Origin of the sequence: Dyadobacter luteus, assembly GCF_003383615.1 — a bacterium.
In the GTDB taxonomy this organism is placed as follows: domain Bacteria; phylum Bacteroidota; class Bacteroidia; order Cytophagales; family Spirosomataceae; genus Dyadobacter; species Dyadobacter luteus.
Genome location: NZ_QNUL01000004.1, coordinates 147,848 through 172,183 on the forward strand (window position 1 = coordinate 147,848; position 24,336 = coordinate 172,183).

At 43.3% G+C, this 24,336-nt stretch carries 28 protein-coding genes and 1 riboswitch; of the genes, 16 read left to right on the forward strand and 12 right to left on the reverse strand.

The genetic code is table 11. The annotated features are described in order from the left end of the window. Nucleotide 1: 1 nt before the first annotated feature. The 3 genes from DSL64_RS07355 to thiS form a co-directional block, all read right to left on the reverse strand. Complete coding sequence (locus DSL64_RS07355) at nt 2-616, reverse strand: thiamine phosphate synthase (RefSeq protein WP_115830030.1); 615 nt, start codon at nt 614-616, stop codon at nt 2-4. After that, complete coding sequence (thiC, locus tag DSL64_RS07360; protein ID WP_115830031.1) at nt 616-2,499, reverse strand: phosphomethylpyrimidine synthase ThiC; 1,884 nt, start codon at nt 2,497-2,499, stop codon at nt 616-618. Before thiC ends, DSL64_RS07355 begins: the two co-directional genes overlap by 1 nt. A gap of 78 nt (nt 2,500-2,577) precedes the next feature. Next, nucleotides 2,578-2,781 carry a sulfur carrier protein ThiS gene (gene thiS, locus DSL64_RS07365; RefSeq protein WP_115830032.1) on the reverse strand — a complete coding sequence of 68 codons (204 nt, stop codon included), beginning with the start codon at nt 2,779-2,781 and terminating at the stop codon, nt 2,578-2,580. Between the two features lie 67 nt (nt 2,782-2,848). After that, nucleotides 2,849-2,944: riboswitch (TPP riboswitch) on the reverse strand. 137 nt (nt 2,945-3,081) lie between these two features. On the opposite strand from thiS, the gene DSL64_RS07370 reads away from it, so the two are divergent. Together DSL64_RS07370 and DSL64_RS07375 are read left to right on the forward strand one after the other, a co-directional pair. Then, nucleotides 3,082-3,585 carry a GNAT family N-acetyltransferase gene (locus DSL64_RS07370; protein WP_115830033.1) on the forward strand — a complete coding sequence of 168 codons (504 nt, stop codon included), beginning with the start codon at nt 3,082-3,084 and terminating at the stop codon, nt 3,583-3,585. A 142-nt stretch (nt 3,586-3,727) separates the two neighbouring features. After that, complete coding sequence (locus DSL64_RS07375) at nt 3,728-3,907, forward strand: hypothetical protein (RefSeq protein WP_115830034.1); 180 nt, start codon at nt 3,728-3,730, stop codon at nt 3,905-3,907. A 95-nt stretch (nt 3,908-4,002) separates the two neighbouring features. Here the strand turns inward: DSL64_RS07375 and DSL64_RS07380 are convergent, their stop codons facing one another. Then, nucleotides 4,003-4,740 (reverse strand): carbohydrate-binding family 9-like protein, encoded by a 738-nt coding sequence (locus tag DSL64_RS07380; RefSeq protein ID WP_115830035.1) that lies wholly within the window; start codon nt 4,738-4,740, stop codon nt 4,003-4,005. 284 nt (nt 4,741-5,024) lie between these two features. On the opposite strand from DSL64_RS07380, the gene DSL64_RS07385 reads away from it, so the two are divergent. From DSL64_RS07385 to DSL64_RS07395, 3 genes are all read left to right on the forward strand, one after another. Beyond that, nucleotides 5,025-6,557, forward strand: a complete 1,533-nt coding sequence (locus DSL64_RS07385) for an MFS transporter (RefSeq protein WP_115830036.1) — start codon at nt 5,025-5,027, stop codon at nt 6,555-6,557. Between the two features lie 29 nt (nt 6,558-6,586). Next, nucleotides 6,587-6,841 (forward strand): DUF6814 family protein, encoded by a 255-nt coding sequence (locus DSL64_RS07390; protein ID WP_115830037.1) that lies wholly within the window; start codon nt 6,587-6,589, stop codon nt 6,839-6,841. Nucleotides 6,842-6,921: 80 nt separating this feature from the next. Continuing rightward, entirely contained in the window at nt 6,922-8,106 is a 1,185-nt protein-coding gene (locus tag DSL64_RS07395) for an acetyl-CoA C-acyltransferase (protein WP_115830038.1), read from the forward strand. A 2-nt stretch (nt 8,107-8,108) separates the two neighbouring features. Here DSL64_RS07395 and DSL64_RS07400 read toward each other — a convergent pair whose 3' ends face one another. Continuing rightward, nucleotides 8,109-8,606: a GtrA family protein gene (locus DSL64_RS07400; RefSeq protein ID WP_115830039.1), complete on the reverse strand. Its 498-nt coding sequence runs from the start codon at nt 8,604-8,606 to the stop codon at nt 8,109-8,111. 265 nt (nt 8,607-8,871) lie between these two features. Between DSL64_RS07400 and DSL64_RS07405 the strand changes: the two genes are divergently transcribed. Both DSL64_RS07405 and DSL64_RS07410 read left to right on the forward strand, forming a co-directional pair. After that, nucleotides 8,872-9,390, forward strand: a complete 519-nt coding sequence (locus DSL64_RS07405; RefSeq protein WP_115830040.1) for a hypothetical protein — start codon at nt 8,872-8,874, stop codon at nt 9,388-9,390. A 12-nt stretch (nt 9,391-9,402) separates the two neighbouring features. After that, nucleotides 9,403-9,996: a hypothetical protein gene (locus DSL64_RS07410; protein WP_115830041.1), complete on the forward strand. Its 594-nt coding sequence runs from the start codon at nt 9,403-9,405 to the stop codon at nt 9,994-9,996. 51 nt (nt 9,997-10,047) lie between these two features. On the opposite strand, the gene DSL64_RS07415 is transcribed toward DSL64_RS07410, so the two are convergent. The 3 genes from DSL64_RS07415 to DSL64_RS07425 form a co-directional block, all read right to left on the reverse strand. Next, nucleotides 10,048-11,007, reverse strand: coding sequence for an SMP-30/gluconolactonase/LRE family protein (locus DSL64_RS07415; protein WP_115830042.1), 960 nt, complete (start codon nt 11,005-11,007; stop codon nt 10,048-10,050). Between the two features lie 106 nt (nt 11,008-11,113). Beyond that, nucleotides 11,114-12,631, reverse strand: coding sequence for an alpha-amylase family glycosyl hydrolase (locus tag DSL64_RS07420; RefSeq protein WP_115830043.1), 1,518 nt, complete (start codon nt 12,629-12,631; stop codon nt 11,114-11,116). Nucleotides 12,632-12,684: 53 nt separating this feature from the next. Beyond that, nucleotides 12,685-13,278 (reverse strand): Maf family nucleotide pyrophosphatase, encoded by a 594-nt coding sequence (locus DSL64_RS07425; RefSeq protein ID WP_115830044.1) that lies wholly within the window; start codon nt 13,276-13,278, stop codon nt 12,685-12,687. Nucleotides 13,279-13,462: 184 nt separating this feature from the next. On the opposite strand from DSL64_RS07425, the gene DSL64_RS07430 reads away from it, so the two are divergent. Both DSL64_RS07430 and DSL64_RS07435 read left to right on the forward strand, forming a co-directional pair. Then, entirely contained in the window at nt 13,463-13,939 is a 477-nt protein-coding gene (locus DSL64_RS07430) for a MarR family winged helix-turn-helix transcriptional regulator (protein WP_115830045.1), read from the forward strand. A gap of 41 nt (nt 13,940-13,980) precedes the next feature. After that, nucleotides 13,981-14,595, forward strand: coding sequence for a YceI family protein (locus tag DSL64_RS07435; protein ID WP_115830046.1), 615 nt, complete (start codon nt 13,981-13,983; stop codon nt 14,593-14,595). A gap of 60 nt (nt 14,596-14,655) precedes the next feature. On the opposite strand, the gene DSL64_RS07440 is transcribed toward DSL64_RS07435, so the two are convergent. Beyond that, the gene (locus DSL64_RS07440) at nt 14,656-15,108 is read right to left on the reverse strand and encodes a type I restriction enzyme HsdR N-terminal domain-containing protein (protein WP_115830047.1); all 453 of its coding nucleotides are present in this window, start codon (nt 15,106-15,108) and stop codon (nt 14,656-14,658) included. 97 nt (nt 15,109-15,205) lie between these two features. Between DSL64_RS07440 and DSL64_RS07445 the strand changes: the two genes are divergently transcribed. The 5 genes from DSL64_RS07445 (at nt 15,206) to DSL64_RS07460 (ending at nt 18,454) form a co-directional block, all read left to right on the forward strand. After that, nucleotides 15,206-15,976 (forward strand): AMP nucleosidase, encoded by a 771-nt coding sequence (locus tag DSL64_RS07445; RefSeq protein ID WP_115830245.1) that lies wholly within the window; start codon nt 15,206-15,208, stop codon nt 15,974-15,976. 3 nt (nt 15,977-15,979) lie between these two features. Beyond that, a complete protein-coding gene (locus DSL64_RS07450) occupies nt 15,980-16,351 on the forward strand; it encodes a globin domain-containing protein (protein WP_115830048.1) in 372 nt (123 codons plus the stop codon). Between the two features lie 129 nt (nt 16,352-16,480). After that, entirely contained in the window at nt 16,481-16,648 is a 168-nt protein-coding gene (locus DSL64_RS28935; protein ID WP_158547893.1) for a hypothetical protein, read from the forward strand. A 98-nt stretch (nt 16,649-16,746) separates the two neighbouring features. Next, nucleotides 16,747-18,165: a CCA tRNA nucleotidyltransferase gene (locus tag DSL64_RS07455; protein WP_115830247.1), complete on the forward strand. Its 1,419-nt coding sequence runs from the start codon at nt 16,747-16,749 to the stop codon at nt 18,163-18,165. An 88-nt stretch (nt 18,166-18,253) separates the two neighbouring features. Further along, entirely contained in the window at nt 18,254-18,454 is a 201-nt protein-coding gene (locus DSL64_RS07460) for a hypothetical protein (RefSeq protein WP_115830049.1), read from the forward strand. Here DSL64_RS07460 and DSL64_RS07465 read toward each other — a convergent pair. Further along, nucleotides 18,451-19,746, reverse strand: coding sequence for a DUF2851 family protein (locus tag DSL64_RS07465; RefSeq protein WP_115830050.1), 1,296 nt, complete (start codon nt 19,744-19,746; stop codon nt 18,451-18,453). The genes DSL64_RS07460 and DSL64_RS07465 overlap by 4 nt on opposite strands. Before the next feature lie 132 nt (nt 19,747-19,878). Here DSL64_RS07465 and mtgA point away from each other — a divergent pair, with 132 nt between their 5' ends. Together mtgA and DSL64_RS07475 are read left to right on the forward strand one after the other, a co-directional pair. Continuing rightward, on the forward strand, nt 19,879-20,565 hold the full coding sequence (gene mtgA, locus DSL64_RS07470) for a monofunctional biosynthetic peptidoglycan transglycosylase (RefSeq protein ID WP_115830051.1): 687 nt from the start codon (nt 19,879-19,881) through the stop codon (nt 20,563-20,565). Nucleotides 20,566-20,673: 108 nt separating this feature from the next. Next, nucleotides 20,674-21,423: an SDR family NAD(P)-dependent oxidoreductase gene (locus tag DSL64_RS07475; RefSeq protein ID WP_199539344.1), complete on the forward strand. Its 750-nt coding sequence runs from the start codon at nt 20,674-20,676 to the stop codon at nt 21,421-21,423. A 73-nt stretch (nt 21,424-21,496) separates the two neighbouring features. Here DSL64_RS07475 and DSL64_RS07480 read toward each other — a convergent pair whose 3' ends face one another. After that, on the reverse strand, nt 21,497-22,339 hold the full coding sequence (locus tag DSL64_RS07480; RefSeq protein ID WP_115830052.1) for an endonuclease/exonuclease/phosphatase family protein: 843 nt from the start codon (nt 22,337-22,339) through the stop codon (nt 21,497-21,499). Nucleotides 22,340-22,443: 104 nt separating this feature from the next. After that, nucleotides 22,444-24,303: an alkaline phosphatase gene (locus DSL64_RS07485; RefSeq protein ID WP_115830053.1), complete on the reverse strand. Its 1,860-nt coding sequence runs from the start codon at nt 24,301-24,303 to the stop codon at nt 22,444-22,446. Nucleotides 24,304-24,336 lie beyond the last annotated feature (33 nt).

The following is a 24,336-nucleotide window of genomic DNA, read 5'->3' on the forward strand; positions in this document are numbered from 1 at the left end:
TCTACATTTGAATGGGATGATTAACCATGGTGTTAAACGATTTAAAAACTCCGATTGCCTTCGAAGGATTGTGCCATAAGGTTCCCAGAAGCGCAGCTCCGTCGAAATTCATGTTTCTAACCCGTTGAATATTCGAAATGTCAATTCCTCCAAGCGCCATTACCGGTATTCTTTTGTATTTCTTTTCGAGAAAAAAATCCTGATTCAGCTCACTTTTATAACCTTGCTTTGAAATGCTGTCAAATACAGGTCCGAAAAATGTATAACTAAAATGACTGCTTAAATCTGCGATTTCATCCAGATGATGAATGGAAGTGCTTAAGACAATACCCTGATTCTTCATACTTTCAAGTTCATAATGATCTATTGTTTTTCGCGCTGATTCGGTTAGATGCAGCCTTCTTATTCCAAAACCAGATGCCAGCTCATGATGTTGGTGAATGGCAATCCGGCTGACAAATTCTTCCTCTATTCCGGAAAGTAAAGTCTTCAACTGATCTGCATTGCTTCCGGGTTTTCTGATATGCATATATTCCAGCCCCTCCCTGAAAAGTCCGTTGATGATCCGGGCTTCGTCAGGGATATAATCGGGGCTGGATATGGCTAATAGTTTCATTATAAATAGATTTCGCTTCCTTTGTCTGCGAACTCAAGCGCTTTCTTCTGCATGCCTTCATGCAATACATCCTGCTCCAAGAGTCCGTTTTCTTCAGCATAATTGCGTACATCCTGGGTAATTTTCATCGAACAGAAGTTAGGCCCGCACATAGAGCAGAAGTGAGCAACTTTGGCCCCCTCTGCTGGAAGGGTTTCGTCATGAAATTCTTTGGCGGTATCCGGATCCAGAGCAAGATTAAACTGATCTTCCCAGCGGAACTCAAAGCGTGCTTTGCTTAGCGCATTGTCACGGTATTGTGCTCCCGGATGTCCTTTGGCCAAATCAGCCGCATGGGCAGCTATTTTATAAGTAATCACCCCATCTTTTACATCCTTTTTGTTGGGCAGTCCTAAATGCTCTTTAGGGGTAACATAACAAAGCATAGCCGTTCCAAACCAACCGATCATGGCTGCGCCTATAGCCGAGGTGATGTGATCATATCCGGGTGCAATATCCATCGTTAATGGGCCGAGTGTATAAAACGGAGCTTCATGACAGTGCTTCAGCTGCTTTTCCATATTGTCCTTAATCATATGCATAGGCACGTGTCCGGGACCTTCAATAATGGTTTGCACATCATGTTTCCATGCAATTTTTGTCAGCTCGCCCAGTGTTTCGAGTTCGGAAAATTGAGCCGCGTCGTTTGCATCGGCTATGGAACCCGGGCGCAGACCGTCGCCCAGTGAAAATGCCACATCATAGGCCTTCATAATTTCACATATTTCTTCAAAGTGTGTGTATAGAAAATTTTCCTTGTGATGCGCAAGGCACCATTTTGCCATGATGGACCCTCCGCGGGAAACAATTCCGGTCACGCGTTTTGCAGTAAGGGGAATGTATCTGAGAAGTACTCCTGCATGTATTGTGAAATAATCGACACCCTGTTCAGCTTGCTCAATCAATGTATCCCGGAACAATTCCCAGGTCAGATCCTCAGCCTTACCGTTTACCTTTTCGAGTGCCTGATAAATGGGCACAGTGCCTATCGGAACAGGGGAGTTGCGGATAATCCACTCGCGGGTTTCATGTATGTTTTTTCCTGTGGAAAGATCCATAATTGTGTCCGCACCCCACCGGCACGCCCAAACCGCCTTTTCAACTTCTTCTTCAATGCTAGAAGTGACGGCAGAGTTGCCGATGTTTGCATTGATTTTTACCAGAAAATTCCGACCGATAATCATCGGTTCGCTCTCCGGATGGTTGATGTTGGACGGGATTACTGCTCTTCCTGATGCAACTTCTTCGCGCACAAACTCCGGTGTAATCCAGGTTTTGGGTGTATTTGCTCCGAAACTTTCACCTGCATGCTGGTGTGCCAGAAAGCGGTTCTTGCTATCAAGTTGTTCAATCTGCTCTGCAATCCGCTGATTTTCCCGAATCGCGATGTATTCCATTTCAGCTGTAACAATGCCCTTTTTTGCATAGTGCAGTTGAGAAACGTTTTGTCCTTTCTTCGCACGGAAGGGTTTGTTGTTGCAAGTAAATCTCAACGCATCCAGGCTCTTATCGAGCTGCCTTTGAAGGCCATAATCAGAAGAAATTACATCAAGCTGCTCCACGTCACCACGATTCACAATCCATGATTTTCTCAGCGGATTGAGTCCTTTTCTTACGTCTATTTCAATATTTGGGTCTGTGTAAGGACCGCTCGTATCATATACAGTAACCGGAGCATTGCTCTCTGTCATGCCGGTTTTGCCATATATGCGCGTGTCCGTAAGCTCGATTTCCCGCATAGCCACTTCGATATTATGAAGCGTTCCTTTTACATAAATCTTCTTTGAAGCCGGAAATGGAACTCGTGTGATAACGCCTTCTCCCGGTGTTTTCTCTGTTTTCATGGATATGTGCTGTAAAGCCGGTCGCGGATGCGCTGGCAGGATTGATTAATAAAAGCGGATATTGGGGTAAACCAGATGCTAGCCACCCTGGGTAGCTCTGATCAATGTGACTTTATCGTCAGGTAGCAGGATACGCTCTTCCCATTGAGATTTGGGAATAATGCTCTGATTGATCGCTATTGCAATTCCTTTTGACGGATTGCTAAACAGAGATGACAACAGTTTTTGAACTGATACATTTTCTGCAATTTCCGTAAGCTGCTGGTTAATGCTGATTTCCATTCTGAATAACGTTTTGTATATAAAACTTCAGGAATGGACCTTGCGAAAGATTCATAAGGATACCGTGATAGTATCTCTGACTTTTCCCTATCGGCAGTACTAACTGCATCAGGTTCAAAGGGTATTATCTCAGTCCGCATACGGGACACCCCTAAAGTTTGGACAAAGCTATTGGAAAAATTCAGGAATAGAAAATAAATTGTACAAACTTCCTGTGCAGACAGTCCGAATAATTTGACTTTTAGGATTTTGAACTAACTTTGAATTTTAACACCACGAAAACAACAGTATATAGTTTTGATGGATCTGATCATAAGAAATGCCTCTCCAAAGGACCTTCCCGTTATTCTCGACATCATCAATCAGGCGATTCTAACCACTACCGCTATCTACGACTACGAAGCCAGGACGCTGGAGGAGCAGACAGCATGGTTCGAAAAAATGATCGAGGATGGTATGCCTGTAATCGTTGCTGAGCATGACAAGAAAGTAATCGGTTATGGCTCTTATAATATATTTAAACCGAAAATCGGATACAGATTCAGTGTCGAACATTCGATATATCTTGATGAAAAGTCGAGAGGATTGGGCGTGGGAGGCAGATTGTTAAAAAGCCTTATTCAGCGGGCAGGTGAGTCGGGTATACATACCATGATAGGAGTAATTGACGCGTCCAACAGAGGAAGTATCGAGTTTCACAAAAAATTCGGATTTATTGAAAAAGGCTATCTGCGGGAGGTAGGATTTAAATTCGATCAGTGGCTTGATGCGGTGTTTATGCAATTGATACTGGAGGAAGATTAATACTATACGGTGTCAGAAAAGAAACACCCCGGGCTATTCGTCTACGATTTTTCAGAGATTTTACTTGTCAGCAATGTTGGAATGATTCTTTGACTTTAATAGCTGTAATTAAGTAGTAATCACTAACTAAATTTCAATCATTATGGCACGTCAACGAGGAGAACCAGCAATATTAGAAAGAAGCAAAGCAATTGGAGAGCCACCGGTATTTCCGGATGTGCCAACGAATACACAGCCAACAAGGAAACCAGCCGATGATCCGGATTTACTGCGGAAAAGTGAGGATGAGTCGAAAGACGAAGAGGAGCAAGATCTGGATTAAGGCTGATATAGGACTGTCTCAGGAAAGTCTTATGAGTATAATCCCCGAGCCACACGGCCGGGGATTATTTTTGTTAAAGCCACCTGATTTGATAATTACTCAAATATCAGAGTACCGAATTTCTGAAACTCATGGAAGCTGCCGCTGGTTTTTTTCCATGAATAATAGGCTGGATCCTGATCATAATCTATACGGTAAAAATTCCCCCTCCACTTTGTGCCTGATACCGGGATTTGCGGAATCATAGGGTTCATCAAACTAAATGGAATGAAAAATTCAGCTTTCCAACCTTCCACTGCGGCCATACTTTTTTTCTGTGGACCTACCGCGCTCGTAGCATGCCTCACACGCGTGTCACCTTTGTAATTCCAGGGCAACCAGCCTTGCATTCCGCCCTTCAGGTTAGGAACAATGAGTACCAATTCATGATTGAGTGGCGAAATTTCGTATTCGAAATAGATAGGAACTGCAGTATCCGGCCAAAGAAAAACCTCAACTACATCTTCCTTGTATAGCGGCGCGAAATCTTCCAGCAAGGTAGAAGTAAGCCTTTTGTCTTCACAATCGAAGAGGAAATAGATTCCGTTTTCGGAGTAAAGTACCTTCGTTCTGGTAGTATAGCGCCTGTCTGGCTGTTTTTGATGAGGAGCATTTTGTAAAGTAAGGTTCAGCCATTCAGTTGCAGACCAGTTCGCTGCTGTTCCTTCACCGTCCACCTCGAAATCTGTAGTTTTTTTGATAACTATGGATGAGTCCGTTTGCAATGGCTGAGACTGGGCTTTTAAACAGACAAGGCAAATTGTAAGTAAGAGTAGCGTAAGTATTTTATGCATAGTTGTTAAAGGATACTTCTGACTGCAAGGTCAATTTCCAGAGGTTTCTGCAGATTACCAAATATCGATTCCAGCGATGAGTTTAGGATTACCAATCAGGGCCTGATTCTAAGCAGATTACCTTTTGAGCAGATTACAGCAGCATGAAAATGCATGTTTTTGTAGGGTAGTATGAGTAATGAAGTGTGGATTGTGACTTTCGTAGAAATTAGTTTATTATTCCGGGTTTTAATAGCCGTGTGAATCAAAGCTGAATCTGCTTCTACATCTATCTTAATTTGCTAATGAGTTCAAACAAAAACAGTGTTACACAAAGTATCACTCAGGTCATTGCCGCCTCTTCTTTGGGTACACTCATTGAGTGGTATGATTTCTACATCTTCGGTAGTCTTGCCGTAATCATCGGTCAACAGCTTTTTCCCAGTGACGCCGGCGCTTCCGCTTTAATCAATACACTGGCTATTTTCGCTGCGGGCTTTATCGTTCGCCCATTCGGAGCTTTGGTATTTGGACGTTTGGGAGATTTGATCGGGAGAAAATATACTTTTCTGCTTACACTGGTTTTGATGGGAGGCTCCACTTTTCTGATCGGTCTGATACCTTCCTATGAAACGATTGGTTATGCTGCTCCGATTCTCGTGCTTATTCTACGCCTCGTGCAGGGACTTGCTTTGGGAGGAGAATATGGCGGCGCGGCTACGTACGTGGCTGAACATGCTCCTGTAGGGCGGAGAGGTTTTTTTACCAGCTGGATTCAGACCACAGCCACGTTGGGACTGTTTTTGTCACTTGGCATTATTGTACTCACAAAAAATATCATAGGTGCCGATCAGTTTGCTGACTGGGGATGGCGTATACCATTTCTTTTATCTATTCTTTTGGTTGGTGTATCTATTTACATTAGAATGAAGATGCACGAATCCCCCGTTTTTACAAAGCTGAAAGCAGAAGGCAAGGTCTCTGCCAATCCTTTAAAAGAGAGCTTTCAGAAAAAGGCCAATTTTAAAATGGTACTACTTGCCCTGTTTGGAGCTACAATGGGACAGGGGGTCATTTGGTACACCGGGCAGTTCTATGCGCAGTCATTTTTGGAGAACACCTGTAAACTGGATTTCAACGAGTCACGTTACATACTGCTTTGGGCTATTGCATTGGCAACGCCTTTCTTTGTCGTTTTCGGATCCTGGAGCGATAGGGTGGGTCGTAAATGGATTATGCTCACTGGCATGCTTCTTGGAATTGTCTTCTACAGGCCTATCTATCAGTATTTTCTTGATGCAACAAATGTAAAGGAGCTTCAGCAATCTCAGCTCGAAAAAACATCTGAACCATCGGTGAAAACGTCTATGGTTAACGGCGGAAAAGATTCGTTGATTTCGGTAGCTGTTCATAAAACATTGAAGAATGGAATGTCTTTCAACGAGATCAATACCCGAGTTGTGCCGGATGATGTGCTGGCGCCCATCGAAACAAAAACGACCATTGCAGATGTAACCCTGCCGTCAGATACCTACCTGGTTTTTATAGCGCTGGTATTTTTTCAAATATTACTGGTAACGATGGTGTACGGACCGATAGCAGCTTTTTTAGTAGAATTGTTCCCGACTCAGATCAGGTATACGTCCATGTCATTACCTTACCATATAGGCAATGGAGTGTTCGGCGGATTGGTACCTTTTATAGCCACGCTGGTTGCATCTTATCCGGGTTCTACACCGCTTTCAGGATTGTGGTATCCCATAGGAGTAGCCGCATTGTCCTTTGTGATAGGAGCTGTCTATATCAATAACAGGGGCGATGAGAATGTCATGGATTAATACAAGTCATCTATAAAAGATCTTAAATTATGAACGCATTAAAAAAAATACTGGGTGCTGTCTGGATTGTGTTGGGCCCGGTTATTATCCTGTTTTTAATATCTCAGGCTATTGATAAAATAGGCGTGGCGGAGTCAGATATTGACCGTTTGAACACTTCCCTGCAATGGGGAATTATTATCCTGATTTTTATCCCGATTTGTGCAGGTCTTGTCATTTTCGGACTTTACAGCTTCAAAGGAGAATATGATAAGTTACCAACGACTTCGGATGAACTGAAATAAGTTTTCCAGTGCTTGTCGGTACCTGTAGGATGTTACTTTCAGAATAGTTTCTATTTTTGAGTATCATCAAATCGGAAACCATGAAGCAAGACGTATTTATTCTGTCAGCAGCACGTACACCAATCGGAAGTTTTGGAGGAAGTTTGTCGGGCATCCATGCGGCTCATCTCGGTGCTGCGGCCATTAAAGGTGCATTGTCTAAGACGGATCTGGCGGCTGAGCTGGTGGATGAGGTATATATGGGAAATGCCATTTCGGCTAATCTCGGCCAGGCTCCTGCCCGGCAGGCGGCTATTTATGCAGGTTTGAAACCTGACGTAATATGTACAACCGTCAATAAAGTTTGTGCTTCGGGCATGAAAGCTGTCACACTTGCGGCTCAGTCCATTCAATTGGCAGATGCGTCGGTGATCGTGGCCGGTGGAATGGAGAATATGTCGCAGATACCCTATTATCTTCCCAAAGCGCGTTACGGACAAGGTTATGGTCATGGCGAAATGCTGGATGGCTTGGTCAAAGACGGTTTAACAGATGTGTACGATCAGGTTGGGATGGGTGTTTGTGGCGATAATACAGCCGTTAAATATCAGATTACCAGGGAGCAGCAGGATGCATTTGCTATTCAATCCTATCAGAGAAGTGCATTTGCCACAGAAAATGATTATTTCAAAAATGAGATAACGGCAGTTGAAGTACCCGGGATAAAGGGAGCGGAAAGTACCTTTATCAATGAGGACGAAGAATACAAGCGTGTCAAATTTGAGAAGATCCCTTTTTTAAAGCCCGTGTTTTCAAAGGATGGTACGGTAACAGCTGCCAATGCTTCCACTATCAATGATGGTGCAGCTGCATTGATAGTCGCCTCCGGAGAAGTTGTGCAGTCGCAAAATTTGAAACCTGTTGCACGTATCGTGGCTTATGCCGATGCTGAGCAGGAGCCTGCATGGTTTACGACAACCCCGGTTCTGGCAACCAAAAAGGTACTTAAAAAAGCAGGATTGTCTGTCTCTGATATTGATTACTTTGAAGTGAATGAAGCGTTTGCTGTTGTCGCACTCGCCTATATCTCCGAGCTGAATTTGAGTCAGGATAAGGTAAATGTATTTGGCGGAGCCGTTTCACTGGGTCATCCGCTTGGTGCTTCAGGCGCGCGGATCATCACTACGCTGTTGTCTGTCTTGCAACAGAAAGGTGGGCGTTATGGTCTTGCCTCGATTTGTAACGGGGGAGGTGGAGCTTCAGCCGTGATTATTGAAAAACTGTAAAATTAGCGGATCAATACCTTCAACCGGTTGTAGAAACCTGTGCTTTTAAATGTAAAGGTTTTGTGCAGAATATAGTTGCTGATAAAGCTGAATCCCATACCTACTGTGTAGCAGACCATTTCATTGAAATTGACCATTTTCTCTGAATAAGGAAGCAGGAATTGGTATGTTTCAAAATAGTTGTTCGAAATGTAATAGGCAGCGTTGGAAAAGATGTAGGTTACAAAGCCGGAGAACACTGCAACCATCAAAAATTTCACCATTTCACGGCGTGTCTGGTTGGTTTTGCGTGCGTCGAAGGCGAAAAGTTTGGTAAGAGCAAAGCCGACAATGAAGGAGGCCGCATAGGCAGGCATGATGGATTCCTGAAAGGTAAGTCCGAACCAATCCTGAAATAAACTGCTGCAAAGTAGCTGAACTGCAGCGCCGGTACCTGCAACGAGGAAATAGGCAATTAAGTCTTTTGAATTGAAAATCTGGCTCTTTTTACCTTCCGACACTGTTTTGGAAAATTAGTATGTGACATTGCGTTTCTGGCGCAATATTAAAGATAAAATGGTACTGAAACAATTTATTGAAGATAAGTTGAGCAAGTGGTTTCTCTGGAACAAAAATTTAGATGTGACCATATTGCTACTTATAAGTCTTAAAATATCATGAATGCCGTTGACTGTGTTTGAATAAATCTTTCTTAGGTTTGCGGAATTCCGGTTATCAGTTATTGAAATGACAGGAGTTGTTGCTCCTGGTTAAAAATGATCAGTTATGAAAAAGTACTATTTCGCTTCTTTATTGATTTTAAGTGTATTATCAGCAAATGCACAAACGCAAAAGTGGGCTTTGGGCTTCAAACTTGGAGAGCCAACGGGTGTCAGTCTTCGTAAATATGGGGATCGCAACGGATTGGATATTTCAGTTGGGACGTATACGGGGCTTTTAAAAAATAAGACCACCTACAAAACTTCGAATGATGATCTGGGAGCCATCGGGATTTCTTTCAACGGAACCTATCTCTGGTATGTACCGATGTTCAATGAGCGCATGATCGCTTACGGTGGGGTGGGCGTTCAGCTTAATTCCCGTCGTTATTATCCTGATCGTAATGTAAAGAGTGTTCATACGACCAATATCTCTACCGGGCCTTCAGCAACGGGTGGTCTGGAGTTTTTCTTCGCCAATAAGCCCACTTCATTTTTTGTAGAAACCGGTGCGTACATTGAGCTACTGCCAAAAATATTTTATTTCAATCCCAATCTGAACATTGGTTTAAGACATAACTTTTAACCTCTAATCCTGATGAGAAATAAAATTTTACCGTGCTATGCGTTTCTCGCCGTTCTTGTGATTTCGTCGTGTACTGGTGTGAAAAATATGTCCAGTACACTTAATAAGTCGGATGGTCACACCCAGGCAACATCTTCAGATACAAGACATGCCAACTATATTTCTCAAACGCGGACGGATACAGCATCTGCTCTGGCAGCAAGCCGTACAGGAGATGTTCGGAAATCGGACAGTGAATATAGAAAAGACTATGCGAAACTGACTAATGGAGCATCAGACAAGTCGCCTGCTTTGTCAAATGAAGGTGCCGGGCAGACCAGTCAGTTGGTAAAGCTATATGAAGATATGGATAAACTGGCTGATGTGGTTTTGTATGAGATAGATATAACTGAGAGACGGTATAATAAGCTTCTCTCAGATTTCAAGACAGCCAGTGCATCTGACAGAGAAGCAATTTCCGCTGAACTTGATAAGCTTAGTACCAACCAGACCACTCTGTATAAGTCTTATGTAAGTATTTATAAACAAGGCAAAGCGGACTGGCCAAAGGTAAAGGCTGAAGTTGACCGCACATTATTGCGGTTGAGGGGAGTCACAGATAAGTAATTGTAAAGCATTAAAAGGGGAGCAAACGATTAAAATCTGCTCCCTTTCTTTTTACCAGCCAGCGCCGGTTACTGCTGTTTTAATTCTGCAGATGTAACCATTTACGGTCATATAAAGAACCGAGCCGTCGTCGCCCCAGGCGCAGTTGGAAGTGAGTTCACCCATCTCAATTCTTCCCAGTAATTTTCCCTTCGGAGAGAAGACCAATAATCCACCAGGCCCCGAAGACCAGATATTACCTTGTTTGTCAACTTTTAACCCATCCGGCAGGCCCGCTTTTCCGGCTTTCACCATAGGCGTTCCATCAAAAAGTAAAGTGCCTTTTCCGATATTCCCTTTGTCGTCTACCGGATAAGACATCCAGATTGCTCTATCAGGATCGGATTGGGCAACGTACAGCGTTTTACCATCAGGGGAGAAAGCAAGGCCGTTTGGTCTGGTCAGGTCGGCAATTTGCAGACTTGTTTTTCCTGCTTTATCAATACGGTAAACTCCAAATTCCTTCAGTTCCCGAGAGGGATCATCCTGTTTTTTAGGTAGTCCATAAGGTGGATCGGTGAAATAGTAGTCGCTATTGCCTGCATGTTGCACGATATCGTTGGGGCTATTGAATCTTTTTCCGTTATACCCGGCACTCAGAGTGATTTTACCACCGGTAGTGAGCGGCATCGCCGATATTCTGCGGTCACCGTGCTCACATGAAATAAGTCTTCCCTGGTTATCAATGATCAGGCCATTGCTGCCCCGTTCGTCGCTGTATTCACCCAAACCCGTATATCCCGATGGAGTAAGAAATACAGATAAACCAGATTTCTGGTCCCATTTATAAATCTTGTTTTCTGGTACATCGGAGAACAGAAGATAGTTTCCGGAACGGTTCCATACAGGCCCTTCCGACCAGGTAAAACCGGATGCTATGACTTCAACCGAGGACGATTTTGGTAAGAGCTTTTCAAACTCAGCATCTTCATAAATTACTTTCCCCATAGTGGGATATACTTTTTGAGCCATTGCACTGAGGTTTAATGTGCAGGAAAATAATGCCGTACATAGAAGGAAATTTATTTTCATAGTGGTTTTAAAAGAGTCATTTGCTAATAAAGGATACGTAAGCAGACTACTTACTTATTCTGTCCTGCGAAGCGAGTACAATGGACGACCATGCGGGAAGAACAAACTGCTTTTCAATACGTTCGGAAGGAATATTGGTTGCAAACAGCACTGTAGTGAATCCTGTTTCTTTCTCAGGAAGTGTTATACTGACAGCTGTCTCGCTCAGATTATGAATAACCAACACGGGATGCTGAGGATCATCACGTAAAAATGCCAGTAGTCTGTTATCTGTAATACTTACTTCTTCAATATTAGGATGAAGTATACGGGACAATGCTGGCTGACTTTTTCTTAGCGCGATCAAGGATTTATAATGCGTGAAGACCGAGTCCGGATGATGCTGTTGCCGGGAAAGTGGCACGACGGTTTCTGCCGTGGAGAATACAGGATCAATCCAATTGGTTTTTTCGGGATCCGCAAAGCGTTCACTCCACATAAAAGGTTCCCTTATATTAGGATCCGGCTTCATGCCCAGCATGCCGATTTCCTCACCATAGTATATATAAGGTTGGCCGGGCAGGGTCAACAGGATAGATGCGGCCAGCTTTATTTTTTCCGGATTTCCACCAACAACACTGCCAATACGGCTTTGATCATGGTTGGTGAGCATAATGGCGTCCATAAACCTGGGATTGTACTTTTCAAACAAAGTATAACTCGCTATGAGTTTTGCGGTCAGATCTTCATTTTTTTCATTGATCAGCATGCGCTGAAGTGCGAAGCTGAGATCGAAGTTGAAAGCTGCATTCAGGTTTTTGAAATAGGGCGCGACTTCTTCTGTAGTTGCCCATATTTCGCCTACTGTATAGGCTTCCGGTTTAATGTTCCTGACGAAATAGTCGAAATACCACCAGAAGTTCTGGTTATTGAACTCAACCCAGGGCGGATAAATGTGGCGGGCAGCGTCCAGTCGGAATCCGTCTACACCGATGTCAATCAGCCAGAAGTAAATAATTTTAGAAAGTTCGAATCGAAGATTTTCTGAATCATAGTTCAGATCAGGCATTCCTTTCCAGAACATCCCATAAAAGAGTTCTTCGTCTCCGGGATTTTCGTGCCAGGGATATACCTCATCGGAATCGGCTGATGTTTCCCTTTTTTCGATTCCCATTGCTTCAATTTTCTCGGGAGTCATCCACCAGAAAAATTCCCGGTAAGGATTGTCCGGGCCTTTGCTGGCTTCTACAAACCAGGGATGAAGTGTACTGATGTGGTTGACAATCAGATCAAGATATACCGCTATGTTTCTCTGATGCGCTTGTCGGAGAAGCTCTCTGAAATCGTCGAGACTGCCATATTCCGGATCGACTTCGTAAAAATCAATAACATCATACTTATGATAACTAGGCGAGGGGTGTATCGGGGTGAGCCATATGGCTTCAATACCCAGGTCTGCCAGATAGTCAAGCTTTGAAATGATGCCATTGATATCACCAATACCGTCTCCATTTGAATCACAAAAAGATCTGACAAATATCTCGTAACAAACTCCTGGAATTTTTTCGGGATGGTCTGTGATCATGGAGGGATAATTTGATCTTCTTTAATATGATTGTTAAAATGGACTGCAGATCTTCATTTGCTTTCGGCCGGAAGGAGCAGATAAGGCTTCAGTATCTGATATACCAGATGCACCGGCAGACCCATAATCGTATAAAACGAGCCCTGGATTCTATCTATGCCTATCATACCAATCCATTCCTGTATGCCATAGGAACCTGCCTTGTCAAATGGATTGTAATGGTCAATATAGTAGTTAATCTCGAAATCTTCCAATATTTTGAAGGAAACTGTAGCAATGTCGGAGTAAGTGGTAAGCTTGCCGTGTGCCAAAAGAGAAATGGCCGTGACCACCTGATGTGTATTGCCGGATAATGCCTGAAGCATGGTGTAAGCCTCTTCGCGGTCAGCCGGTTTACCTAATATACGGTCTTCAAATACCACTACAGTATCTGCAGTCAGGATGAGTTTGTCGTATTTATCAGCTCTGAATACTTCTGCTTTTTGCTGAGCTATATAGGCGGCCACCTGATCAGGCTTTGTGTCGGCAGGATACGTTTCGTCGGTAGACCTTACTTCTACCTCAAAATCGAATCCGGCTTCCTGTAGTAATTGTTTTCTTCTCGGTGAATTGGATGCGAGAACCAATGGCGTGTTCAGCTTAAACATAAAAATATTTAAAAATAATTATTCAATCAATGTATTGTGTGTCAGTTGATTGTGAGGTCATCTGTCTGAGAATAGTGAAAATATACGAAAATATTTCTGCAGGGCATGAACGATTTTGAGATAAATACATGTTACTACATTAAATGTACATACATGGGTATTGAATCTTATAAACGACCAGGCTATGTCTATTGAAACTGATATAAAGCAGAAAAAATTTCGAAGTGCGTTTCAACGTCTTGCCATTAACCTTACTTATACAAGCAATTGGTTGGGCTATAAGCAGCTGGAACTCTTCAAGGAACACGATATTACTTCGCAACAATATAATGTGCTGAGGATTTTGAGGGGACAGCAGTCCAATCCGATTAAGGTAAGTGATATTGCCGACAGAATGCTGGATAAAAACTCGAATACGTCCAGGCTGATCGACAAATTGCTGGTGAAGGGATTTGCAAAAAGAACGTCTTGTCCAAGTGACCGCCGCGCTGTAGACGTGGTCATAACGGAAACAGGACTGGAGCTGCTTTCACGCATCGATCCTATTCTGGAAGAGTGGGAGAATGGGTTGAGCGCATCTATTACAGAAGAGGAGGCTGAACTGGTAAGCAGTCTGCTTGATAAAATGAGAGAATCAGATTCAAACAATAAAAACCAATAAGAGTAAATAACAATCAATTCAATTTTTAAATTAAAACCACAATGAAATCAGTAAAAGCATTCGTAGCATCAGTTGCAGTTGCCCTTTTTGTATCTTCTAATGTATCTGCAGCTGACGGCGGAAAAGCAAAAGCAGCTAATCTGAAAGTAAACACTGCAAAAAGTGAACTTACCTGGTTGGGTAAAAAAGTAGCTGGTGAGCACACAGGTAAAATCAGCCTGAAAGAAGGAACATTGACACTGGATGGTTCTAAATTGACCGGAGGAAAATTCGTTGCAGATCTGAACACAATCACTTGTACTGATATCGCTGACAAAGAATACAATGGTAAACTGATCGGTCACCTTAGATCTGATGATTTCTTTTCTGTTGAAAAACACCCTACTGCTACATTCGTTGTAACCAAGGCTGTTGCAAAAGGTGCAGATGCTTATGATGTTACTGGTAACCTGACTATCAAAGGAATTACCAAGCCTGTAACTTTCCCTGTAACTGTAAAATCAACTGCTACTGGTGCAGAAGCAACAGGTAAATTGGTTGTTGACCGTTCAAAATATGACATTAAATACAGCTCAAAATCATTCTTTGATAACCTGGGTGATAAAGTGATTGATGACAATTTCTCTATCGACGTGAAATTGGTTGCTACCAAATAATTTAGAGTAGTAAGTAAGACGGAATGGTTTGTCGGATATGTGCCGGCAAACCATTTTTTATTATTCAGAATTCAGGTTGCGGTAAGTCGGGAAATCGTCCATATAATGGATCTGGCCGTCAACGGCCTGGAAGCAATAGTGTGAAAAGCCGTTGGTAGTGGCCAGATAGGTAGGCCTGAGTGTAAAATTGTAACGTCCTATCTGAGCAAGTGTTGCTTCACCTATCTTTACAAACGGAGCCTTACATTCCACGAGTAAAAACGGAGTACCTTCCTGCGATAAAATCATGATATCTGTACGCTTGGCCAGTTTATTGTACTTCATTCCGGTTTCAATGGCGAACAGAGATTTGGGATAACCATACTGATTAATAAGCAAATGTATGAAATGCTGACGCACCCATTCTTCGGGTGTAAGTTGGACGAATTTTCGTCGGATTATGTCAAAAATATGAGGTTTCCCGTTTACCTGTTTAACTTTGTACTCGAATGCGGGAAGGTTCAATGGTTCCATGCACAAATATAGTGTATGACTGCGAAACGGAATTGAACTGACATGACGGATGATTGGTCCGGGCGTGCCGCGCCAACAAACTATACCATTTGGATACATGACTACGAAAGAACAGATTGTAGAGAACTGGCTTCCCAGATATACCGGTACTCCTATAGAAGAGTTTGGAAGCTATATACTGCTTACCAACTTTGTCAACTATGTGACCATGTTTGCAGAGAAGTTTGATGTGGAGGTGAAAGGGCAGGGACGTGCCATGCAAACTGCTACAGCGCATGATATAACAATTATCAACTTTGGCATGGGTAGCCCTATGGCGGCTACAGTGATGGATTTGCTATCAGCTATAAGTCCTAAGGCTGTTTTGTTTTTGGGAAAATGTGGTGGACTCAAAAAGACGCAGATCGGTGATTTGATTCTTCCGATTGCGGCGATAAGAGGCGAAGGAACCGGCGACGATTACATGCCGGCTGAGATACCGGCCTTACCCTCATTCCGTTTGCAGAGCACGGTTTCAGCCAGTATAGCCAAGCATAAAATGGATTACTGGACGGGCACGGTATATACAACCAACAGGCGCATCTGGGAGCACGACGACACCTTTAAGGAATACCTTCGTCAGATCCGTGCCATGGCCATAGACATGGAAACGGCGACTATTTTTATTGTCGGATTTGCAAATTCAATTCCTCACGGGGCTTTATTGCTCGTGTCCGATAATCCTCTCGTGCCGGAAGGCGTAAAAACGGAAGAAAGCGATAAGAAGGTAACCAATGATTATGTGAAAACACATTTGGAAATCGGAATTGAAGCACTTACCGAACTGCGCAAGTCGGGTGAATCAGTTAAACACCTTCGTTTTGAATAATACATGGAACATCTGACACTCTACGAACGGATCGGTGGAGAAGCTGCCTTGAGATTGCTGACAGACCGTTTTTATGATCTGGTTTTTGAACACGAACTGATATCAAGGTTATTCAAAAGCGATAAAGAAGAAATTAAGGAAAAACAGCGACTTTTTCTCACTCAGTTTTTAGGAGGTCCTCAACTCTATTCAGAAGTACACGGTCATCCGATGATGCGGGCGCGGCACATGCCACATACCATTACCGAAGATGACGCAGTGGCCTGGCTGCAATGTATGTCTGCGGCAGTGGGAGAGTTGCCTATCGAAAAAGAATTAAAAGATGAGTTGTTCGACCGTTTCCCAAGAACAGCTTTCTTCATGGTCAACAGCTGATCTGATCTTTCCGGGGACAAAATTCTTCCTGTCCCCGACTCTTATTCCCTCCAAAAAAATATTTTTTTAATGATCTAAAGTTACAAATGAAACGTATGTCGGTCTAATATGATAATTTTGTCATTAAATATGATAATAAAAGCTATGATGAATGATTTTATCGTTTACTTGTTGCGTGCTGTAGTGGGTTTGATCTGGGTTGTCGCAGCGATCCTCACAGCTATTCTTCTTGCTCCTTTTCAGATACTGATGATGTTGTCCTCTCATATATGGCAGCCTCAAAATATCAGATATTGAGCGGTTTCGCTTGATATTGTCAATTGCTGACGGATTTTTACGATCGCATCATGGCTTAACAATTCCGTAAAGGTTAAGAAATGTATACCTTTGCGCGTATGAATTTTAAAGAACAGTTAGTCCAATATCCCATACTGGAAGTAGTAGCGCAGGCCGCATCACGGCTTGGTGTTGACGTTTATATCATCGGAGGTTTCGTGCGTGATCTGATATTGAAACGGGGAAGTAAGGATATTGATATTGTAGCTGTTGGTAGTGGAATCGAGTTGGCTGAACTGGTGGCGTCCGAACTGGGGCCTGATGTTCACGTCAGTATTTATAAAACTTTCGGAACTGCCCAGATCAGGCAGGGAGAGCTGGAAGTAGAGTTTGTAGGTGCCAGAAAAGAATCTTATCGTTCCGATTCCAGAAAGCCTGCTGTTGAAGACGGAACACTACAGGACGATCAGAACAGGCGTGATTTTACCATCAATGCGATGGGTATCAGTCTGAATAAAAGTACTTTCGGAGATTTGGTAGATCCTTTTGAAGGAGTAAAAAGCCTGCGTAAAAGAATCATCCGCACGCCCCTAGCTCCTGATATTACTTTTTCTGATGATCCTCTGCGTATGATGAGGGCCATTCGTTTTGCTTCCCAACTCAACTTTGACATTGAGCCGGATACATTTGATGCCATCATTGCCATGAAGGACCGCATCAGCATTGTTTCTATGGAAAGGGTGTCAGATGAGCTCAATAAGATAATCCTGTCGCCGACACCTTCCTATGGATTTAAATTACTCTATCACGCGGGTATTCTCTCCATTATTTTTCCTGAATTGGTAGAACTGCAAGGTGTGGAGACCAGAGACGGAAAGGGACACAAAGATAATTTTTACCATACTTTGCAGGTTCTGGATAATGTTTCGGAACATACAGATGATTTATGGTTACGGTGGGCGGCTATTTTGCATGACATCGCCAAGCCTGCGACTAAAAAGTTTGACAAAAAAGTAGGCTGGTCGTTTCATAACCATGAAGAGATCGGGGCAAGAATGGTCCCATCTATTTTCAGAAGAATGAAACTGCCTCTGAACGAGAAGATGAAGTTTGTGAAGAAGCTTGTCAGACTCCACCTGAGACCCATCGTTCTTTCCAAAGAAGAAATCACAGATTCTGCTATGCGGCGCCTTCTTGTTGAAGCAGGAGAGGATATAGAGGCATTGATGAAACTTTGTAGAGCAGATATAACTTCGAAGAATCCTGAAAAAGTAAAACGTTTCCTGCACAACTTTGATATTGTGGAGCAAAAGTTGAAAGACCTTGAAGAAAGGGATGCGCTGCGCAATTTTCAACCTGTTATTACCGGAGAGATCATTATTGAGGCATTTGGAATTAAGCCCTCCAAGGAAGTGGGTATTATCAAAGAAAGTGTGAGAGAGGCAATATTGGAAGGTATTGTACCCAACGAATACGAGCCAGCATTCGCTCTGATGATAGAAGAAGGGAAAAAAATGGGACTGGTCCCGGTAGTTTGATTTGTATCAGAATCCAACACCGTTGTTCGGATAGCTCTGATTGTTTACTTTTGCAGCCTTAAAGTTAACCGGACACATTTTATCCCTCATGGAAGCTACACGTTTCAGACGTTTTTTTGGTGCTCTTCTTACATTGCTTGGCATAGCAGTATTACTGTTTTCATGCGTTGCCTTTTTATCCGATAAACCTGTGCTGGGACTGACGGTAAGCAAATGGGAGTCAGTAGTTCCCTTTCTGGTAGGTTCGGTATTTCTGCTTACAGGTGTCAATCTGATAAGCCGGTCTTAATTTTTTCGGACTAACTCCATTCCGACGGCGCAGTTCAAACATTGCTTTTGCAGGCAGAATACATTGTATTGTTGAATAAGAGCCTGTGAGTCAGCCGAAGTCTGAACGTTGATTCCCAGCGATTTCCATTCTCTGATAATATGGTTGTCTTCTGACGGAATATCTGACAGCCAGTCAAGCGCTTTGTCGAAAAGATCCTGCTTTTCTCTTTGGCGGGCATAGGCTGTCAGAAGTGGTATGACTGCATTGATGATGAGTAGATTAGCTGCATCCATTCCCATGAACGGTACCGTCTTTTCAGACTTTTTGTGAAAGGTGTAATGATGCCTCCAGTAGTCTGACTGTTTCAGATGAAAAACCTGTTGCAGTTCAGTAATGTGATCGCATTCCAGCAACTGAGAGAAAATACTACCTGTATTAAAAATTAATGCGGCAAGTTGCGCCAGCCGGACTGTAGGAAACCCTGAAGGCCGAAGTCTCATGAACTTCCACTCATGAGGCTGAATTTGACCAAGATTATATTTCGCCTTTAAGAAGCGATATTCGCTGCGAAGTGCTGTTACATATACGTCTGCTCCGTCAGATGCCGGTGCATCACTTTCCGATGGTATCAGACCTGCGCAACCGAAAAGAAGGGACTCGACCTGAAAAATGTTGCTTCTGTGTTTGAGTAGCGTTTTGAGAGGCAGGAGCTGACTAAGTCTGAAAAATACCGGATCATTAAGTTTGAAACCAAAATGTTTTGTGATCCACTGATAACCGGTTTGTGCCCAATCCTGCTGATTCTCTTCCGCCAGCGTAAGGATTTGTGTGGCTTTGGATTCCATACGGCTCAGTAAAGCACGGTCCAGCATGGTGATTTTATATATTTTATCCACCTCAGAAAATTGTTGGCAACAGGCTATCGGATGCTTGTCTTCTATCAGGCTGGTGTATCGTTGCAATACCGACAATTTTACCAGACTTTTCAGCGTCAGTGTTGGAATGACAGAGCCTTCCTGATGTTTCATCGGAATATCATTTTCCCACACCACATGCAGAATCACACTTCGGTAGACCGGATCATTCTCGTGGCGATGCTTTAACCAATGAGAGGATTGTGTATGAATTTCAATGGTGCCGGCCCACTCTACGCCTTCAATAGTAATACGGGCACCGGAGAAATCGGGCCCGGAATGAAGATTTTTGAGGCCTGGCCGGATAATCGTAAGAGGTAATCCGTCGTCAGTTCGCAGATCGGAGCGCTCAAAATACTGATAGCGCCAGATAAAACTAAGTATTTCTTCATTCATAGTACCTGACACTGAGTAAGAAGAAAAAATAGGACAGATATTGCTTAATATTTCTTTGTCTAAACCTGATTAGTTTCAGTTCTTTGTACGCTGTTTCATGCTTTAAGTATCTGTAAGGAAGAAAAAATATTTATGCTCCGCCTTTTATCGTTCGTCGCGTTAAGAATCTTTATACTGTTTTTTGGAATCTCTATTGTCTGGGTAGTTATCCTGAAGTTTTTGCCGGTCTGGTTTACGCCCTATATGCTCTCCTGTAAAATTGATGCTTTTAAAGCTGACGAGGATACCGAAATACACCACGACTGGGAACCTTATGAGAATATCTCGAAAGAAGTTGCGCTAGCTGTAGTGGCTTCAGAAGATCAGAATTTTCCTAATCACTGGGGGTTTGATTTCAACGAGATTTACGATGCGATGACCGAGGACCGCAAACGTGCCCGTGGAGCAAGTACCATATCCCAGCAAGTGGCAAAGAATGTTTTTCTGTGGCATGGACGTAGCTTTATCCGTAAGGGGTTGGAAGCTTATTTTACTGTCCTTATTGAAATCGTCTGGGGCAAACAGCGAATTCTGGAAGTATACCTCAATGTGGCAGAAATGGGTAAAATGACTTTTGGGGTAGAGGCAGCTTCTCTGCGCTATTACAATAAGTCTGCGAAGAATCTGGGGAGAGCGGAGGCAGCCCGTATTGCAGCGGTTTTGCCAAATCCGATACGTTTTTCGATCAAAAATCCCTCGGCTTATGTCGTGAAACGGACCGGTCAGATATCGAGGCAAATGCGTGCATTGGGCGGTCAGAAATACATAGCTGATTTGTAGCCGTCGGTTGCAACGTCATGTTAAATGCTGACACGGGTCATTTCCAAACGTTGTTGAAGTTGCCAATTTTACTACTGTGTTTATGTTCAACTTAAAACAAATTTGATCATGGGAATACTGGAAGGGAAGGTAGCGATTGTAACGGGGGCAGGATCTGGCATTGGTCGGAGTGTTGCAGAAATATATGCACGCGAGGGTGCGAAAGTAGTTGTTTCCGACATCAATGAAACACAGGGTTCCGAAACGGTAGACCTGATACTGGCAGCGGGCGGAGATGCTTTCTTTATAAAGGCCGATTCTTCTATTGCTGCGGATAATGAAAGGCTGGTAGAAGCCACGGTAGCTAAGTTTGGAGCGCTTCACATTGCTTGTAACAATGCCGGAATTGGCGGCCCGGCCGCACCTGTGGGAGAGTATCCTGTAGAGGGTTGGGATAAAGTAATAGCGGTTAATTTGTCAGGCGTTTTTTATGGAATGCGTTATCAGATTCCTGCCATGCTGGGCTCGGGAGGAGGGGCAATTGTAAATATGGCTTCCATTCTTGGCAGTGTAGGTTTTGCGAACAGCGCAGCTTATGTAGCTGCAAAACATGGTGTGGTAGGGATGACCAAAAATGTAGCACTTGAATACGGAACCCAAAATATCCGTGCAAATTCAGTAGGCCCTGCGTTTATAGTTACACCGTTGCTGAAAGATTTTGACGAAGCGACAATGAAATATCTTGAATCAAAACATCCTGTCGGAAGATTGGGTAAACCGGAAGAGGTAGCTGAGCTTGTTCTATTTCTGAGCTCAGAAAAAGCGTCTTTCATCACCGGGTCTTACTACCCCGTAGACGGCGGATATTTAGCGCAATAGCACGCTATACACAAAAAGATCCGTGAACAGTACATCCACCGTTCACGTATCTTCCTTCTCATTTACTGCTGAATTATTTGATTTGTGCTTTGATCACAACAGGCTGGTGATCGGAAGGATAACGCTGCTCTTTGGCGTCGGTCAAAACGCCATATTTAAGTACATCCACGTTTTTACTTGTAAAGATGTAATCTATTCTGCTGTCCATAGGCGCATCAAATTTAAAGGCATTAAATGTACCTTCAGGTCCGTATGGCGCCTGCTTTGATGTTGCATGCGAATCATTCAGCAGGGTCTGGACCATTTTGATCTGCTCAGTATCGGGTGTTGAGTTGAAATCCCCTGTCAGGAATGTAGTGGAGTTACCGGCTATCTCTTTGATTTTTTTCACCATTAAAATACCCGATTGCTTACGCGCTTCCACTCCCTGATGATCAAAGTGTACATTGAAGAAGTAAAAATCTTTCTTGGTGAGGAGATCAGTGAATTTCCCCCATGAACAAATTCTGTTACAGCAGGTCGCATCCCATCCTTTGCCTGGTTTTTCAGGAGTTTCGCTCAGCCAGAAATCACCGGACTGTACAAGTTTGAAACGGTCTTTTTTATAGAAAATGGCCGAATGCTCGCCGCCTTCTTTTCCGTCGTCACGTCCTTTGCCGAAATAGCCGAATTCAGTCAGTTCAGCAACATCTTTCAATTGTCCGGCCAATGCTTCCTGTACACCGAAGATGTCGAATTCGTGGTATTTGATCAGCGCCTTTACATTTTCCTTGCGGTTTGGCCATGCGTTGACCCCATCTCCCTGATTGTTGTATCTGAGGTTGTAGCTGGCAACATTAAAGGTTGCATTTTTTTGCGCGCTCACACCCTGAACAATGCCACAGCTAAGCATGAGATAAAAAAGTATTCTCTTCATAATTTGGTTAAGGAAATTGGTAATCTGCAAAAGTAAGCCAAGTTTGGTAATTTAGTTTAATCTGTAATCGATACCGACATTTTAAAATTCGGTATACTTTTAAATCAACGTTTTACCGGTTTAACCTTTGACTGATCTTTGTTATACAGACTGAGGATATTGTAAATTTTCTCAAAAATTGCTGTGTTTTCGAACGTTCCACGGAAATCCAGAGAGTGAGGACCATAGGCAAAAACGGGTACCATCACAGCAGTATGATCGTTGGTGCTGAAGTGCCCGTCAACGTATCCTGTTTTCAGATTTCCATCCAGCAGGGTAAGTCCACCTGTTTCGTGATCAGCAGTGACAATGACAAGTGTTTCTCCATTAGCGTCTGCAAAACGCATGGCATCCCCGATCAGCTTATCAAAATCCTGCATTTCCGATGCGACATAGGCCACTTCGTTAGCATGTCCGCCATAATCAATCTGAGCCCCTTCTGCCATCACAAACATTCCGGTTTTTGGCGTGTTCAGTTCTGTTATGGTTTTATTGAACGCTTCCGTAAGAAAGTTTCCACGGCCTTTCAAAACAGAGCCTGTTTTACTGTCGTCAAGCAAGATAAACGGCGCTTTCAGGGTGGCAAGATCTTCCCATTTGGCAGAAGTCCGGAATCCTCTTGATTGAAGTGTATCAATTGCTTTACTTTTCCTGAAGTGGTCAATGCCGCCTCCGATGAGAATCTCAACCGGTGAAGTCAAAAAGTCACCAGCAATATCTGTTTCAAAACTTCGGTCGGGTTGGTGAGCGTAGAATGCAGCAGGGGTAGCATCAGTAATGCTTCCCGCAGAAATCAGACCGGAGCGAATCCCCAGCGGTTTAAGTCTGTCAGGCAGATTCGGAATGGCCACCAGATTGCTATCCACGCCGATGGCCCTGTTTCTTGTTTTTTTGCCAGTAGCCATAGCTGTACCACCTGCTGCCGAATCCGTTATGTAGCTATCTGATGCAGCTGTTTTTGAAAAACCGATGTTGAGAAACTGAGTTAGATTCAGCTCTCCACGGTTGGCGGTGAGCCCTGCGTAAATCTGGGCAAGACCCATTCCATCACCGATAAGGAGAATCACATTTTTAACTTTCGAACGGCTGTCATTATTTCGGTAAGTCGGTTTGTAAGGTATGTGGAAATCATTAGCTTGATACTCAGCGCGATTTCTGTTTTTCAAATAGTTGCCCAGCTCTTCAACATGGTCCGTATTCAGGTAATCAACACCGTAGTTGAGCAGCATCTTCCATGCGTTGATATGATCAGGAGTTGCCCACAATCTAAGCTTTTTACCTTTTCTGTGTGTTTCTGAAACTACTTTATCAATAGCATCCTGTTCTTTTTCCGTGAGAATTCCCTTTCCGTTCCAACGGGAATAGGTATAAAACCCCTGGCTGATCAAACCAACACGTGCCAGTTCGGCAGTCGTATATTGGATTTCAGGACGGCCGTCAAAAAAAATATAATCAGGATATTTATCGAAATCACCTGGTTCGGGCATGTTCCCGCTGATGACAATTTTAACGGAGCCCCTTGGGAAAAGAATTTGCTTGTAAGGATCAAGCTTGCGAATTAAAACAGTCAGGGTTTCTTTGGCGGAAGTTTTAAGATCAATCAATAACTGTAATTGGCGTTGCTTTTCAGGATAGACAGATCCGCCGTGTTTTACAGTTTGTCCTACGATCGGGTTGAGGTACAGCTGTTCAAATGTTCTTGCCGGACTGATTCCGTGCAAGTCATGGGCTGTAAACAAAGTGTCATTTCTAAGGATAATATCGGCCTCTATTGATCCGAAATTCTGATAATAGGCACGCCAGAATGGTATGTTCTGTTCGTAATCATTGTGAGAATGCGCCTCAGGTAAAGACCTGGAAATTTGTTGTGAAAAGGATGGAAGACAAGCGGTAAGGAAAATACCTAAGTAGAATATTGATCTCATGAATACTTAAATGACAACCGGAACATGGTCAGG

Coding starts and splice junctions, on each gene's coding strand:
- DSL64_RS07460 (WP_115830049.1), top strand. CDS start 18,254: ATGGAAGCTACACGTTTCAGACGTTTTTTTGGTGCTCTTCTTACATTG.
- mtgA (WP_115830051.1), top strand. CDS start 19,879: ATGCTCCGCCTTTTATCGTTCGTCGCGTTAAGAATCTTTATACTGTTT.
- DSL64_RS07405 (WP_115830040.1), top strand. CDS start 8,872: ATGAAAAAGTACTATTTCGCTTCTTTATTGATTTTAAGTGTATTATCA.
- DSL64_RS07430 (WP_115830045.1), top strand. CDS start 13,463: ATGTCTATTGAAACTGATATAAAGCAGAAAAAATTTCGAAGTGCGTTT.
- DSL64_RS07395 (WP_115830038.1), top strand. CDS start 6,922: ATGAAGCAAGACGTATTTATTCTGTCAGCAGCACGTACACCAATCGGA.
- DSL64_RS07475 (WP_199539344.1), top strand. CDS start 20,674: ATGGGAATACTGGAAGGGAAGGTAGCGATTGTAACGGGGGCAGGATCT.
- DSL64_RS07385 (WP_115830036.1), top strand. CDS start 5,025: ATGAGTTCAAACAAAAACAGTGTTACACAAAGTATCACTCAGGTCATT.
- thiC (WP_115830031.1), bottom strand. CDS start 2,499: ATGAAAACAGAGAAAACACCGGGAGAAGGCGTTATCACACGAGTTCCA.
- DSL64_RS07420 (WP_115830043.1), bottom strand. CDS start 12,631: ATGATCACAGACCATCCCGAAAAAATTCCAGGAGTTTGTTACGAGATA.
- DSL64_RS07415 (WP_115830042.1), bottom strand. CDS start 11,007: ATGGCTCAAAAAGTATATCCCACTATGGGGAAAGTAATTTATGAAGAT.
- DSL64_RS07425 (WP_115830044.1), bottom strand. CDS start 13,278: ATGTTTAAGCTGAACACGCCATTGGTTCTCGCATCCAATTCACCGAGA.
- DSL64_RS07410 (WP_115830041.1), top strand. CDS start 9,403: ATGAGAAATAAAATTTTACCGTGCTATGCGTTTCTCGCCGTTCTTGTG.
- DSL64_RS28935 (WP_158547893.1), top strand. CDS start 16,481: ATGATAATAAAAGCTATGATGAATGATTTTATCGTTTACTTGTTGCGT.
- DSL64_RS07450 (WP_115830048.1), top strand. CDS start 15,980: ATGGAACATCTGACACTCTACGAACGGATCGGTGGAGAAGCTGCCTTG.
- DSL64_RS07380 (WP_115830035.1), bottom strand. CDS start 4,740: ATGCATAAAATACTTACGCTACTCTTACTTACAATTTGCCTTGTCTGT.
- thiS (WP_115830032.1), bottom strand. CDS start 2,781: ATGGAAATCAGCATTAACCAGCAGCTTACGGAAATTGCAGAAAATGTA.
- DSL64_RS07465 (WP_115830050.1), bottom strand. CDS start 19,746: ATGAATGAAGAAATACTTAGTTTTATCTGGCGCTATCAGTATTTTGAG.
- DSL64_RS07435 (WP_115830046.1), top strand. CDS start 13,981: ATGAAATCAGTAAAAGCATTCGTAGCATCAGTTGCAGTTGCCCTTTTT.
- DSL64_RS07440 (WP_115830047.1), bottom strand. CDS start 15,108: ATGGAACCATTGAACCTTCCCGCATTCGAGTACAAAGTTAAACAGGTA.
- DSL64_RS07390 (WP_115830037.1), top strand. CDS start 6,587: ATGAACGCATTAAAAAAAATACTGGGTGCTGTCTGGATTGTGTTGGGC.
- DSL64_RS07485 (WP_115830053.1), bottom strand. CDS start 24,303: ATGAGATCAATATTCTACTTAGGTATTTTCCTTACCGCTTGTCTTCCA.
- DSL64_RS07445 (WP_115830245.1), top strand. CDS start 15,206: ATGACTACGAAAGAACAGATTGTAGAGAACTGGCTTCCCAGATATACC.
- DSL64_RS07480 (WP_115830052.1), bottom strand. CDS start 22,339: ATGAAGAGAATACTTTTTTATCTCATGCTTAGCTGTGGCATTGTTCAG.
- DSL64_RS07355 (WP_115830030.1), bottom strand. CDS start 616: ATGAAACTATTAGCCATATCCAGCCCCGATTATATCCCTGACGAAGCC.
- DSL64_RS07375 (WP_115830034.1), top strand. CDS start 3,728: ATGGCACGTCAACGAGGAGAACCAGCAATATTAGAAAGAAGCAAAGCA.
- DSL64_RS07370 (WP_115830033.1), top strand. CDS start 3,082: ATGGATCTGATCATAAGAAATGCCTCTCCAAAGGACCTTCCCGTTATT.
- DSL64_RS07455 (WP_115830247.1), top strand. CDS start 16,747: ATGAATTTTAAAGAACAGTTAGTCCAATATCCCATACTGGAAGTAGTA.